This is a genomic window from Pantoea sp. X-Soil-MYKO-1785 (genome assembly GCF_059730675.1).
On the sequence record NZ_AP036000.1, the window covers coordinates 1,400,169 to 1,413,731 of the forward strand.

10 protein-coding genes are annotated in these 13,563 nt (G+C 52.2%); 6 read left to right on the forward strand and 4 right to left on the reverse strand.

All coding sequences use genetic code 11. The annotated features are described in order from the left end of the window. The first annotated feature begins 136 nt into the window (after nucleotides 1-136). Nucleotides 137-1,288, forward strand: coding sequence for an MFS transporter (locus tag AC6I8D_RS06505; RefSeq protein ID WP_312052751.1), 1,152 nt, complete (start codon nucleotides 137-139; stop codon nucleotides 1,286-1,288). A 56-nt stretch (nucleotides 1,289-1,344) separates the two neighbouring features. Here the strand turns inward: AC6I8D_RS06505 and pflA are convergent, their stop codons facing one another. The 4 genes from pflA to ycaO all read right to left on the reverse strand — a co-directional run bounded on the left by pflA (nucleotide 1,345) and on the right by ycaO (nucleotide 7,600). Next, nucleotides 1,345-2,085, reverse strand: coding sequence for a pyruvate formate lyase 1-activating protein (pflA, locus tag AC6I8D_RS06510; protein ID WP_312052750.1), 741 nt, complete (start codon nucleotides 2,083-2,085; stop codon nucleotides 1,345-1,347). A gap of 167 nt (nucleotides 2,086-2,252) precedes the next feature. Then, nucleotides 2,253-4,535 (reverse strand): formate C-acetyltransferase, encoded by a 2,283-nt coding sequence (pflB, locus tag AC6I8D_RS06515; RefSeq protein ID WP_312052749.1) that lies wholly within the window; start codon nucleotides 4,533-4,535, stop codon nucleotides 2,253-2,255. 71 nt (nucleotides 4,536-4,606) lie between these two features. Beyond that, nucleotides 4,607-5,467, reverse strand: coding sequence for a formate transporter FocA (gene focA / locus AC6I8D_RS06520; protein ID WP_279809371.1), 861 nt, complete (start codon nucleotides 5,465-5,467; stop codon nucleotides 4,607-4,609). Between the two features lie 369 nt (nucleotides 5,468-5,836). Further along, entirely contained in the window at nucleotides 5,837-7,600 is a 1,764-nt protein-coding gene (gene ycaO, locus AC6I8D_RS06525; protein ID WP_312052745.1) for a 30S ribosomal protein S12 methylthiotransferase accessory factor YcaO, read from the reverse strand. A gap of 313 nt (nucleotides 7,601-7,913) precedes the next feature. Here ycaO and serC point away from each other — a divergent pair, with 313 nt between their 5' ends. From serC to ihfB, 5 genes are all read left to right on the forward strand, one after another. Beyond that, entirely contained in the window at nucleotides 7,914-8,999 is a 1,086-nt protein-coding gene (gene serC / locus AC6I8D_RS06530) for a 3-phosphoserine/phosphohydroxythreonine transaminase (RefSeq protein WP_312052743.1), read from the forward strand. Nucleotides 9,000-9,081: 82 nt separating this feature from the next. Beyond that, nucleotides 9,082-10,368 (forward strand): 3-phosphoshikimate 1-carboxyvinyltransferase, encoded by a 1,287-nt coding sequence (aroA, locus tag AC6I8D_RS06535; protein WP_312756453.1) that lies wholly within the window; start codon nucleotides 9,082-9,084, stop codon nucleotides 10,366-10,368. Between the two features lie 196 nt (nucleotides 10,369-10,564). Then, nucleotides 10,565-11,251, forward strand: coding sequence for a (d)CMP kinase (cmk, locus tag AC6I8D_RS06540; RefSeq protein WP_159860754.1), 687 nt, complete (start codon nucleotides 10,565-10,567; stop codon nucleotides 11,249-11,251). Nucleotides 11,252-11,360: 109 nt separating this feature from the next. Then, nucleotides 11,361-13,034, forward strand: a complete 1,674-nt coding sequence (rpsA, locus tag AC6I8D_RS06545) for a 30S ribosomal protein S1 (RefSeq protein ID WP_312052738.1) — start codon at nucleotides 11,361-11,363, stop codon at nucleotides 13,032-13,034. Nucleotides 13,035-13,088: 54 nt separating this feature from the next. Further along, a complete protein-coding gene (gene ihfB / locus AC6I8D_RS06550; protein WP_312052999.1) occupies nucleotides 13,089-13,400 on the forward strand; it encodes an integration host factor subunit beta in 312 nt (103 codons plus the stop codon). Nucleotides 13,401-13,563: the final 163 nt, after the last annotated feature.

Here is a 13,563-nt window from a genome sequence, read left to right on the forward strand (position 1 = left end):
TGTAACCCACTGAAGATTAGTAAATTAAATTGTGACGCAGCAAAATGTGCTGCGCCAAATTTCTGCCCATTGACTTTAAAAAAGCCAGTGGCAAACTGCGCGCAATTTCCTTCATTTGCTTTGGTTCCTGTCCCCTATGTCAACCTGGTCACGCCCCGTGATATTGCTGCTTTGCGGCCTGCTGTTAATGACCGTCTCGATCGCCGTGCTTAACACATTGGTTCCGCTGTGGCTGACCCATGACTTACTGACTACATGGCAAGTGGGTATCGTCAGTTCATCCTATTACACCGGTAACCTCGCGGGCACAGTGCTGGCTGGCTGGTTAATCAGGCAGTACGGGTTCAACCGAAGCTACTATCTCGCCACCGGCCTGTTTGCCGTGGCGACCATCTGTCTGGCGATGATGGAGGGCTTCTGGGCGTGGAGTTCACTGCGATTTATCGCTGGCGTTGGTTGTGCGCTGATGTGGGTAGTGGTGGAGAGCGCCTTGCTGTGCAGCGGCACGGTGCGAAATCGCGGCCAGTTACTGGCGGCCTATATGATTGTCTACTATCTCGGCACCGTGGCCGGTCAACTGCTGGTCAGTAAGCTGTCGACAGAATTGCTAAGCGTGATCCCGTGGGTAACCAGCCTGGTGTTTTGCGCGGTATTGCCGCTGGTCTTCACCCGTGTTTCCGCCAGCAGTGAACCGCCTGAAGCGGCACCAGGACGCATCTGGCCTATGTTGCGTCGTCGCAGTTCGCGCTTAGGCATCAATGGCTGCATCATCTCAGGCATCGTGCTGGGTTCGCTTTACGGCCTGATGCCTCTCTATTTGTCGCACCAGGGCATGAGCGATGCCAATGTAGGTTACTGGATGGCGCTGCTGGTAAGTGCTGGTATCGTCGGTCAGTGGCCCATTGGCCGGCTGGCTGACCGCTTTGGCCGCATGCTGGTATTACGGGTGCAGGTATTTGTGGTGATTCTGGGTGCGATGGCGATGCTGACCAACGCCGCGATGGCACCGGCACTGTTTGTGCTGGGGCTGGCTGGTTTTACGCTCTATCCAGTGGCGATGTCCTGGGCCTGCGAAACGGTGGCGCACCATGAACTGGTGGCAATGAATCAGGCGTTGCTGATGAGCTATACCGTTGGCAGTCTGGTGGGGCCGGGTATGACCTCAATGCTGATGCAAAATTACTCTGACCGGCTGCTGTTTGTGATGATTGCGGCGGTGGCATTGATCTATCTGGTGATGCTGCTGCGTAAAGCGAATCATCATGCCACACCGGTGGCGCATGCCTGAGGGCAGGACATTAAAAAAGGGAGCCACCGGCTCCCTTTCTCTTGTTATCTGGCTAATCAGTACATTACTTCGTGACCATAGCTGGCGAGAATATTTTTAACCCGCTCCATCGTCTCTTTAGTCGGCGGTTTTATGCCATCCAGCTTGTACTCTTCACCCATCGCAATCCATTTATGCTTGCCCAGTTCGTGGTACGGCAACAGTTCAATCTTCTCAACGTTTTCCATATCACGGGTAAATTCACCCAGCCGATGCACGCTATCATCATCGTCGGAATAGCCGGGCACTACCACATAACGAATCCAGGTCCGCTTACCTTTTTTCTGCAGGTAGCGGGCAAATTCCAGCGTGCGATGATTCGATACGCCGACCAGAATCTGGTGGATCTCATCATTCATCTGTTTGAGGTCGAGCATCACTAAATCGGTGACCTCAAGCAACTCATCAATAACCGGATCGTAGCGGCGGACAAAGCCGTTGGTATCAAGACAGGTGTGAATGCCTTCAGCTTTACAGGCGCGGAACCAGTCGCGCACGAATTCAGCCTGAAGTATTGCCTCACCGCCTGACGCCGTGACGCCGCCGCCTGACGCGTTCATAAAATGACGATAAGAGAGGACATCCGCCATCAACGCCTCGACGCTGATCTCTTTACCTCCGTGAGTATCCCAGGTGTCACGGTTGTGACAGTAGAGGCAGCGCATCAGGCAGCCCTGGAAGAAGGTGATGAAACGGATGCCGGGACCATCGACGGTACCGCAGGATTCGAACGAGTGGATACGACCGTTGACTGACATTGCGATGTATTCTCCAGTGAGTCTGCCGGGACAGACGGCGCAATCTCTGTTGCGCTCAGGGCAGGAAATCGATTCTGGTCGTGACCGTGGCTGAGATCACCATCAGAACAGACTTTTGAATAAAAGGCTCCTTGCGGAGCCTTTTTATATTCAGGATAGCGCGTTGTTTACAGTGACTGCGTAAACGTACGGGTAATCACATCCTGCTGCTGTTCTTTAGTCAGCGAGTTGAAGCGTACAGCGTAACCGGAAACACGGATGGTCAGCTGTGGATAGTTCTCTGGATGCTCCATGGCGTCCAGCAGCATTTCACGGTTCATCACGTTGACGTTAAGATGCTGACCGCCTTCAATGCTGGCTTCATGATGGAAGTAACCATCCATCAGGCCGGCAAGGTTAGCTTTACGCACGTTATCATCTTTACCCAGCGCGTTTGGCACAATCGAGAAGGTGTAAGAGATACCATCTTTTGCGTAGGCAAACGGCAATTTAGCCACCGAGGTCAGTGACGCTACCGCACCTTTCTGATCGCGGCCGTGCATTGGGTTCGCACCGGGTCCGAATGGCGCGCCAGCACGACGACCATCTGGAGTGTTACCGGTTTTCTTACCGTAAACCACGTTAGACGTAATGGTCAGGACAGACTGGGTCGGAACGGCATGGCGGTAAGTGTTGAGCTGCTGAATTTTCTTCATGAAGCGCTCAACCAGATCGCAGGCCAGGTCATCAACGCGCGGATCGTTGTTACCAAACTGCGGATATTCGCCTTCAATATCAAAGTCAATCGCCAGACCATCTTCATCACGAACCGGTTTCACTTTGGCATATTTAATGGCTGACAGTGAATCCGCTGCCACCGACAGACCGGCAATACCACAGGCCATGGTGCGATAAACATCACGGTCATGCAGCGCCATCAGTGCGGCTTCGTAGCTGTACTTGTCATGCATGTAGTGGATGATGTTCAGCGACGTCACATACTGTTTAGCCAGCCAGTCCATGAAGTGGTCCATACGCGCCATAACGGTGTCGAAATCCAGCACGTCATCGGTAATTTTGTCTTCTTTCGGTCCAACCTGCATTTTCATTTTTTCATCAACGCCGCCGTTGATTGCGTATAGCAGGGTTTTCGCCAGGTTGGCACGCGCACCGAAGAACTGCATTTGTTTGCCGACGATCATCGGGCTGACGCAGCAGGCGATGGCGTAGTCATCATTATCGAAATCCGGACGCATCAGGTCATCATTTTCATACTGCAATGATGAGGTATCGATGGAGACTTTCGCTGCATATTTTTTGAAGTTAATAGGCAGTTTTTCAGACCACAGAATGGTCATGTTCGGCTCTGGTGAAGGACCCATGGTGTAAAGGGTATTCAGGAAGCGGAAGGTGCTTTTCGATACCAGCGTACGGCCATCAACGCCCATACCTGCCAGTGATTCGGTTGCCCAGATTGGATCACCAGAGAACAGTTCGTCATATTCCGGTGTGCGCAGGAAACGGACCATACGCAGTTTCATTACCAGGTGGTCAATCAACTCCTGCGCCTGCTCTTCGGTCAGTTTACCGGCTTTCAGGTCACGTTCGATGTAGATATCCAGGAAGGTAGAGACGCGACCAAACGACATTGCGGCGCCGTTCTGTGATTTAACCGCAGCCAGGTAGCCGTAGTAAGTCCACTGTACCGCTTCCATAGCGTTGGTTGCCGGACCTGAAATGTCATGGCCATATTTGGCTGCCATCTCTTTAATCTGGCCCAGAGCACGATGCTGATCGGAAATTTCTTCACGCAGACGGATAGTGGCTTCCAGATTAACGCCATTTTCCAGGTCACTTTGTAAAGAAGCAAACTGGGCGTATTTGTCCGCCATCAGATAGTCGATACCGTATAAAGCCACACGGCGATAGTCACCGATGATGCGGCCACGACCGTAAGCATCAGGCAGACCGGTCAGGATACCTGATTTACGGCAGCGCAGAATATCCGGGGTATAAACGTCGAACACACCCTGATTATGCGTTTTACGGTATTCGGTAAAGATTTTTTTCAGCGACGGGTCAAGTTCACGGCCATAAACTTTGCATGAGCCTTCGACCATTTTAATGCCGCCATAAGGAATAATGGCGCGTTTTAAAGGGGCTTCGGTCTGCAGACCAACGATTTTTTCCAGCGGCTTAATGATGTAGCCAGCGTCATGCGAAGTAATGGTTGACGCCAGGTCGGTATCGAAATCTACCGGCGCGTGGGTGCGGTTCTCAATTTTAATGCCTTCGAGCACGCTTTCCCATAATTTTGTGGTCGCTTCGGTCGGACCCGCCAGGAAAGACTCATCACCTTCATACGGTGTGTAGTTTTTCTGGATGAAGTCGCGCACATTGACGCTATTCTGCCATTCACCTTCAGCAAATCCTTCCCAGGCTGAAGCCAGTTTTGCATTAAGTTCGGTCATAATATACCTGCCTTATATGAGGAGACTTTACGGTCGGGCGCAGTGAACATATTGCGCCGTCAAAAATGCGTTTAATGTGACTGGTCACCGTTACGGAGATAGATGATCCAGTAGGTCAACCCGACCAGTACACCGCCGCCGATAATATTGCCGAGGGTGACGGGAATCAGGTTGTCAAAAATAAAGTTGCTGACTGTGAGCGACTGGAACTGTGCAGCGGTAGCGCCGGTAGCCTGCCAGAACTCAGGGCTTGCGAAGTCGCGAATCACAATGGCAAAAGGGATGAGAAACATATTGGCAATGCTGTGCTCAAAGCCACTGGCGACAAACATCCCCACAGGAAAGATCATCACTACCAGCTTATCGGTGAGAGTCCGGCCTGAATAACTCATCCAGACGGCCAGGCAGACCAGCAAATTCGCCAGGATACCCAGACACATCGCTTCAATAAACGTGTGATGCATTTTGTGGTCAGCGGTTTGCAGGACGTTTAGTCCCCAGGCACCATTCGCCACCATGTACTCGCCGGCAAACCACATCAGTCCGACGAAGAAGAGCGCGCCTGCCAGGTTACCGAGATAGACGTTTATCCAGTTGCGGGCCAGTTGAGACCAGCTGATGCGTCCGCTGGCTTTGGCCACCACAATCAAAACGGTAGAGGTAAAGAGGTCGGCGCCACACACCACTACCAGCATTAAACCCAGAGAGAAACAGATGCCACCGATCAGTTTGGCGATGCCATATGGCATTGCGGCGGTACCGGTGGTTGCTGTGATATAAAAAACAAAGGCAATGGAGATAAATACGCCGGCGTTTATCGCCAGAAAGAAGGTGGTAAAAGGATGTTTAGTTGCTTTGTATATACCTGCATCTTCAGCAACTTTCGCCATCTCGGCCGGTAGTAACAGATTAAAAGGGTTGTCAGCTTTCACACTAACTTACTCCATAAGTTGTCTGAAAAAATACTAACAAAGGAGTATAGGTCAGTAATTGATTTGGATCATGTTTGCCGGAGCAGCTGACGATGCGTGCCCGACTGCAGTAAATAATATTCTATAACTGATTGAATTATCTAAAATAAATAAATTTTAAAAATACAAATATATTTTAGTATAAAAATTCTGTGCAGTTTTTACGCGCGGCTAATGTTATTTATTATTGTCTGATATGTTAAGGATAATGAAGTGTTGAGACGCTAAATAATTTTAATGACGCTAATGTTTCATAAAAAATAACGCCCTGCCATCAGGCCAGCCTGGTAGCAGGGCGTCAGGCGTCATTTACCGTTCAGCAACGGGTAATTACGCGCTTTGCCAGTAACGACGTTTGGCCGCTTGCAGCTTTTCATAGGCCGCAAGCAGAGACTGATGAGCCGGGAATGCTTTCAGCTCCTGATCAACCGCCTGAAGTCCGTAGAACGGACTCTCACCGCTGATGGCTGCTGAAGCAGCTTCCATCGCCTCAGTGCCATACATACGTACAAACGCATGATGATATTGCAGGGGATCACGCTCGTCTTCCATTGCCAGTAACAGCAAGGTTTGCAGGCAACGATAATAGTTGGCACGTTCCGGGGTAAAGATTGAACTGTTGAACTCCATCGTCCATTCGGTCCAGATCAACGCCTGCTCAAGATCGCCGCCCGCCATCGCCAGCATCGCTTTTAGTTCGCCAATGCGCAGCGTGTACCAGCCATTATCTTTACCGGTCGCCAGACCCAGCAGTTCGCGCACGCGGGTAAAGTCATCAAAGCCCTCATCATCAAGCTGCCCAATCAGATCCAGATACTCTTCAGGATTCCAGTTACTGTCAGGCAGGGCCAGTAAGGTTTCACGCATACCGGCGCCCATGCTGTTATTTGCGAGCAATAAATCTTCCGCCGGATAGATGTCTGACATGCCAGGCACAATAATGCGGCAGGCGTACACGCCCAGGTGCTCGTAATCAGCAATATAAACTTCCTGATCTTCAGCGGCGAAAATCGCCATCAGCGTGGCAAATTCCTGCTCAGTGGTACCGGCAAACGTCCAGTCGACAAATGGATAGTCTGCGGTCTCTTTGAACAGATCCCAGGAGATCAGGCCACTTGAGTCAATGAAGTGCGTTTCAAGGTTCGCGTGTTCTGCCACTTCCTCATCATCAAAGGTCGGCGGGGTGAACACGTCCAGATCTTTAAGGCTGCGGCCCTGCAATAATTCGGTGACGGTGCGCTCCAGCGCCACACCAAAATCAGGGTGGGCACCGAATGAAGCGAAACAGGTGCCGTTGGCCGGATTGAACAACACCACGCAGATGACCGGGTATTTGCCGCCCAGCGAGGCGTCATAAGCAAAAATGGGGAATCCTTCAGCTTCCAGCCGCGCAATCGCTTCAACCACATCGGGATAGCGCTGCATAACGGCATCCGGGATCGCCGGCAGGCTAATCGCTTCGGCAATGATGCGGTTTTTAATGTAGCGCTCAAACACTTCTGACAGTCCCTGAACCCGCGCTTCATTGGCGGTGTTGCCGGCTGACATACCGTTAGAAACGTAAAGGTTGCCGATAATGTTCATCGGAATGTAGACGGTTTGCTGATCTGACTGACGGGTGAAAGGCAGCGCGCAGATGCCGCGCTCGACATTGCCGGACTGCAGATCAATCAACTCTGCTGCCGTCAGCGCATTATCCGGGTCATAAAAAGCCCGCAGACGCGGATCAAGAATGCCCTCTGGCAGTGATTCATCAGCCGGCAGCGCAAACCATTTTTCATTGGGATAGTGAACGAAGTCGCCGTTGGCGATACTTTTCCCTAACCAGAAATCGGCGAAGAAATAATTGGTTGAGAGGCGTTCAAAATATTCGCCCAGCGCGGAGGCCAGCGCCGCTTTTTTGCTGGCGCCTTTGCCGTTAGTGAAGCAGAGCGGGCAATCGCGGTCACGAATATGCACAGACCAGACATGGGGAACAGGATTCAGCCAGGAGGCTTCTTCAATATTAAAGCCAAGGTCCTGAAGTTTATTCTGGAAACGGGTAATGGAGTCTTCCAGCGCGGCATCTTTGCCCGGGATAAATGTTTGCGTCATAGTGCCGCTCTCTCAGTTGTCATAGGGTGCGTAAAGCGCGCAATGATACGGATTTTGCTGACGATCCGCTATCAAGGCAGGATAAATTTACCGGCTTAGTTTTCACCTTCTCGCCAGTCAGGCCAAACGGTAAACCGGCAGGCTGGACGAAGCCTCACAAAATTTCGTGCTGGTTTGCATTGGTAACATAACCTCCGGCGCGGCGGATTCAGAAAATGTGACCGCTACCCGATTTATGATTGCAGCCGTCAGGATGCAGTGATAAAACCGGTAAGTTATTCATAACCGTTCGATATGACAGTGGTGAGGGGAAATGACGCAAGTTTATAATTTTAGCTCCGGCCCAGCGATGCTGCCGGTTGAAGTGCTCCGTCGTGCAGAACAAGAGCTGACAAACTGGCGTGGCCTGGGAACCTCCGTAATGGAGATCAGTCACCGCAGCAAAGAGTTTATTCAGGTTGCTGAAGAGGCGGAGCAGGACTTCCGTGATCTGCTAAAAATACCGCCTAATTACAAAGTATTATTCTGTCACGGTGGGGCGCGTGCGCAGTTTGCGGCCGTGCCTGGCAACCTGCTCGGCACCGCTTCCAGCGCAGACTACGCCGATGGCGGATACTGGGCGCACAGCGCCATCAAAGAAGCGCAAAAATATTGCTCCCCGCGCACCCTGGATGTCAAAACCACCCGCGACGGTAAACGCGCGATTCTGCCGATGCGGGAATGGGACGTCAGTGATGCATCCGCCTATCTGCATTTCTGCCCGAATGAAACTATCGACGGTATTGCGATCGACGAGCAGCCTGACTTTGGCAGCAAAACGGTGGTCGCCGATTTCTCCTCTACTATTCTGTCCCGCCCGATTGATGTCAGCCGCTATGGCGTGATCTACGCCGGTGCGCAGAAGAACGTCGGGCCTGCTGGCTTAACGCTGGTGATTGTGCGCGAAGATCTGTTAGGTCAGGCGCAGGCGTCAGTGCCGTCAATCCTCGATTATAAAGTGTTGGCCGACAACGATTCGATGTTCAACACCCCACCTACATTCGCCTGGTACCTTTCAGGGCTGGTCTTCAAATGGCTGAAAGAGAAAGGCGGCGTGGCTGAAATCGATCGGATCAATCAGGCTAAAGCTGACCTGCTGTACGGCGTGATTGACCACAGCGGCTTCTACCGCAACGATGTGGCAACGGACAACCGTTCGCGCATGAATATTCCTTTCCAGCTGGCCGACGCGTCGCTGGATGGCCTGTTCCTTGAAGAGTCATTCAAGGCGGGACTGCATGCGCTGAAAGGACACCGGGTAGTTGGGGGCATGCGTGCTTCTATCTATAATGCCATGCCGCTGGAAGGTGTTAAGGCGTTGACCGACTTTATGGTCGATTTTGAACGCCGTCACGGCTGATTAATGACATATCAGCATTGATGCTGATGCCAGACCTCGCCAGGTGGCGAGGTCTTCGTATTTTTTGAGGATTTCGTTTCACATGCAGGACTCCCTGACTCTCCAACCCATCGCCCGCGTTAATGGTACGGTAAATCTGCCCGGTTCTAAGAGCGTATCAAATCGTGCATTACTGCTTGCCGCCCTCGCTAAAGGCACCACCCGTCTGACGAATTTACTCGACAGCGATGATGTTAAGCACATGCTTAATGCGCTTAGCGCGCTGGGCGTAAGCTATACGCTCTCCAGCGATCGCCGGGTATGTGAAGTCACCGGGAAGGCTGGCCCTCTGCAATCATCACAGCCTTTATCGCTATTCCTGGGCAATGCCGGCACCGCGATGCGTCCACTGGCCGCGGCGCTCTGCCTGGGACAGCAGGATATCGAACTGACCGGCGAGCCGCGGATGAAAGAGCGTCCAATCGGCCATCTGGTCGATGCGTTACGTCAGGGCGGTGCCAGCATTGAATATCTGGAGAATCAGGATTATCCGCCGCTGCGCTTACGCGGTGGATTTACCGGCGGAGATGTCAGCGTGGATGGCAGCGTTTCCAGCCAGTTCCTGACGGCGTTATTGATGACCGCGCCGCTGGCTGAGCAGGATACCCGCATCACCATCAAAGGTGAGCTGGTTTCCAAACCTTACATCGACATTACGCTGCACCTGATGCGCTGCTTTGGCGTCGAGGTTGAAAACCAGAACTATCAGCACTTCCTGATCAAAGGACAGCAGCAGTATCAGTCGCCAGGCGATTATCTGGTTGAAGGCGATGCCTCTTCTGCCTCCTATTTCCTCGCTGCCGCGGCGATTAAAGGCGGCACGGTGCGGGTTACCGGTATTGGCCGTCAGAGCGTGCAGGGCGATATCCGTTTTGCGGATGTCCTGGAAAAGATGGGCGCGCAGATTGAGTGGGGCGATGACTATATTGCCTGTACTGCCGGCACGTTACGCGCCATTGATATGGACATGAACCATATCCCCGATGCGGCGATGACCATCGCGACTACGGCGCTGTTTGCCGAAGGCACCACCCAGCTGCGTAACATTTATAACTGGCGGGTGAAAGAGACCGATCGGCTGAGTGCCATGGCCACTGAGCTGCGTAAAGTGGGGGCGGAAGTGGAAGAGGGCCACGATTATATTCGTATTACGCCGCCAGCGACCCTTATTCATGCGGATATTGGCACCTATAACGATCACCGTATGGCGATGTGTTTTTCGTTAGTCGCGCTCTCTGATACGCCGGTCACCATTCTCGATCCGGGCTGTACCGCAAAAACCTTCCCTGACTATTTCGATCAGCTGGCTAAAATCAGCCAGCCTGCCTGATAACTTCCCTCCGGTGCGATATCGCACCGGAAACCCTCATATTATCTGGCCGTATCGCGGCAGAAATCCTCTGATTTGCCTGGAATTATTAACTCCGTCAGTGCGAAAGGGTAACCAAGGTGGTTTGGGCAGCGTATAATGCTAGTCATTACCGATGGCCGACAGGCCGAAGAGCGCGCAGCAACAGGAGGGAATAATGACAGTAACTGCCCCGGTCATAACTATCGATGGGCCAAGTGGTGCGGGAAAAGGGACCCTGTGCAAAGCGATGGCGGAAGCATTGCAGTGGCATCTGCTGGATTCCGGTGCGATTTATCGCGTGCTGGCATTAGCGGCATTGCATCACCAGGTTGATATCGAATCTGAAGAAGCGCTGGTGCCGATTGCGGCACATCTGGATGTACGCTTTGTGTCACAAAATGGCGAAATGCAGGTGATCCTCGAAGGTGAAGATGTCACCGGTGAAATTCGTACCCAGGAGGTCAGCAACACCGCCTCCCGCGTGGCGGCTTTCCCGCGTGTACGTGAAGCTTTGCTGCGTCGTCAGCGTGGTTTTCGCGAAGCGCCAGGCTTAATTGCCGACGGTCGCGATATGGGTACCGTGGTTTTCCCGGATGCACCGGTCAAGATTTTTCTCGATGCCAGCGCGGAACAACGTGCCCAGCGCCGTATGCTACAGTTGCAGGATAATGGCTTTAATGTTAACTTTGATCGCCTTTTAGCCGAGATAAAAGAACGTGATGACCGCGATCGCAATCGCGCAATCGCGCCTTTAGTACCCGCTGACGATGCCCTGATGCTGGATTCTACTGAAATGTCCATCGATCAGGTCATTGAAAAAGCGCTACACTATGCCCGTGAAAAGCTGGGTATTACGGCTTAACTGAATTTTATCACCCTGTACCACGGATCCGGTGCTGGGCATGTGAAACAACCCCATCCGACATGAAGTCAGATGGACGTTAAATTGAAGAATCCTGAAGATTATCAATATGACTGAATCTTTTGCTCAACTATTTGAAGAATCCTTAAAAACAATCGAAACCCGCCCGGGTTCTATCGTTCGTGGCATCGTCGTTTCTATCGACAAAGATGTCGTTCTGGTTGATGCGGGTCTGAAATCTGAATCTGCAATCCCTGCAGAGCAGTTCAAGAACGCAGCCGGCGAACTGGAAATCCAGGTTGGCGACGAAGTTGATGTTGCTCTGGATGCAGTGGAAGACGGCTTCGGTGAAACCCTGCTGTCCCGTGAGAAAGCTAAGCGCCATGAAGCCTGGATCACGCTGGAGAAAGCTTACGAAGACGCTGAAACTGTTACCGGTGTTATCAACGGCAAAGTTAAAGGTGGCTTCACAGTTGAGCTGAACGGTATCCGTGCGTTCCTGCCAGGTTCACTGGTCGATGTTCGTCCGGTGCGCGATACGCTGCACCTGGAAGGCAAAGAGCTTGAATTCAAAGTAATCAAGCTGGATCAGAAACGCAACAACGTCGTGGTTTCACGTCGTGCGGTTATCGAATCCGAAAACAGCGCAGAGCGCGATCAGCTGCTGGAAAACCTGCAGGAAGGCATGGAAGTCAAAGGTATCGTTAAGAACCTTACTGACTACGGTGCATTCGTGGATCTGGGTGGCGTTGACGGCCTGCTGCACATCACTGACATGGCCTGGAAACGCGTTAAGCATCCAAGCGAAATCGTCAATGTGGGCGACGAAATCACTGTTAAAGTGCTGAAGTTCGACCGCGAGCGTACCCGCGTATCCCTCGGCCTGAAACAGCTGGGCGAAGATCCATGGGTGGCTATCGCTAAGCGCTATCCGGAAGGCACCCGCCTGACCGGTCGTGTGACCAACCTGACTGATTACGGCTGCTTCGTGGAAATCGAAGAAGGCGTTGAAGGTCTGGTACACGTGTCTGAAATGGACTGGACCAACAAAAACATCCATCCGTCTAAAGTTGTAAACGTAGGCGATGTGGTTGAAGTTATGGTTCTGGACATTGACGAAGAGCGTCGTCGTATCTCCCTGGGTCTGAAGCAGTGTAAATCTAACCCATGGCAGCAGTTCGCTGAGACGCACAACAAAGGCGATCGTGTTGAAGGTAAAATCAAGTCAATCACTGACTTCGGTATCTTCATCGGCCTGGACGGCGGCATCGACGGTCTGGTTCACCTGTCTGACATCTCCTGGAACGCGACTGGCGAAGAAGCCGTTCGTGAGTACAAAAAAGGCGACGAAATCGCTGCCGTTGTACTGCAGGTCGATGCAGAGCGTGAGCGTATCTCTCTGGGCGTTAAGCAACTGGCAGAAGATCCGTTCAACAACTACATCACGCTGAACAAGAAAGGCGCTATCGTTAACGGCAAAGTCACTGCTGTTGATGCTAAAGGTGCTACAGTTGAATTAGCAGACGGCGTTGAGGGTTACCTGCGCGCTTCTGAAGCTTCACTGGACCGCATTGAAGATGCCACTCTGGTTCTGAGCGTTGGTGACGACGTTGAAGCTAAATTCACCGGCGTTGATCGTAAAAACCGTGTTGTTAGCCTGTCTGTCCGTGCGAAAGACCAGGCTGATGAGAAAGAAGCCATCAATACTGTTAACACCAAACAGGAAGAAGGTAACTTCTCTAGCGCCATGGCTGAAGCGTTCAAAGCGGCTAAAGGCGAGTAATCGACCTGAAGCACCGGGTGGGCAACCGCCCGGTTTCGGTAAAAGCTGTCATACATTCCCAGAGGGATAACCGGAGGTTACATGACCAAGTCAGAACTGATCGAAAGACTGGCGGGACAGCATACTCATATACCGGCGAAAGTCGTTGAGGATGCAGTAAAAGAGATGCTGGAGCACATGGCCACCACGCTGGCACAGGGCGAACGCATCGAAATCCGGGGATTCGGCAGCTTTTCTTTGCACTATCGCGCTCCGCGCACTGGTCGTAACCCGAAAACGGGTGACAAAGTGGATCTGGAAGGTAAATACGTTCCCCACTTCAAGCCAGGCAAGGAACTGCGCGATCGCGCAAATATCTACGGCTGAGCCGATACCGAACCAGACAAACGACATCTCCGGATGTCGTTTTTTTTTGCCTTCTCTTTTTCAGCGCCGATATCCCGAGTTGCCTTTTGAAGATGCCTTCCGAATTAGTGCAACCCACTCTGCAAGCCCTGCGAATTAATGCGATGCCGCTCGCTACTGCCTG

Coding starts and splice junctions, on each gene's coding strand:
- rpsA (WP_312052738.1), top strand. CDS start 11,361: ATGACTGAATCTTTTGCTCAACTATTTGAAGAATCCTTAAAAACAATC.
- pflA (WP_312052750.1), bottom strand. CDS start 2,085: ATGTCAGTCAACGGTCGTATCCACTCGTTCGAATCCTGCGGTACCGTC.
- aroA (WP_312756453.1), top strand. CDS start 9,082: ATGCAGGACTCCCTGACTCTCCAACCCATCGCCCGCGTTAATGGTACG.
- AC6I8D_RS06505 (WP_312052751.1), top strand. CDS start 137: ATGTCAACCTGGTCACGCCCCGTGATATTGCTGCTTTGCGGCCTGCTG.
- pflB (WP_312052749.1), bottom strand. CDS start 4,535: ATGACCGAACTTAATGCAAAACTGGCTTCAGCCTGGGAAGGATTTGCT.
- cmk (WP_159860754.1), top strand. CDS start 10,565: ATGACAGTAACTGCCCCGGTCATAACTATCGATGGGCCAAGTGGTGCG.
- ycaO (WP_312052745.1), bottom strand. CDS start 7,600: ATGACGCAAACATTTATCCCGGGCAAAGATGCCGCGCTGGAAGACTCC.
- serC (WP_312052743.1), top strand. CDS start 7,914: ATGACGCAAGTTTATAATTTTAGCTCCGGCCCAGCGATGCTGCCGGTT.